Origin of the sequence: Pseudoalteromonas sp. 120-MNA-CIBAN-0494 (assembly GCF_040308885.1) — a bacterium.
Lineage (GTDB): Bacteria > Pseudomonadota > Gammaproteobacteria > Enterobacterales > Alteromonadaceae > Pseudoalteromonas > Pseudoalteromonas nigrifaciens.
Genome location: NZ_JBEOOE010000243.1, coordinates 1 through 232, shown reverse-complemented (window position 1 = coordinate 232; position 232 = coordinate 1). Strand labels below are relative to the sequence as shown.

At 34.1% G+C, this 232-nt stretch carries 1 protein-coding gene; it reads left to right on the top strand.

The annotated features are described in order from the left end of the window. Positions 1-232 (top strand): MerR family DNA-binding protein (locus AAEY55_RS18655; protein ID WP_350552794.1); only part of this gene is annotated, 232 nt, incomplete at both ends.

The following is a 232-nucleotide window of genomic DNA, read 5'->3' as shown; positions in this document are numbered from 1 at the left end:
AAGCAGGATCACGCCTATACACCGAATTTCATCCTGAATGTATTGAGCGTATTAAAATGATTAAAGACGCACAAGCTATCGGTTTTACTCTTAACGAATGTAAAAGATACCTGAATGATCATTTCAATGGCACTCTCAATATTGATAAAGATTTAATTACTATTTCCGAAAAACTTACTAAGGCGAAACGTCAAAAAACTGAGATCATCAATACTATTAACCAGCTTAGTGC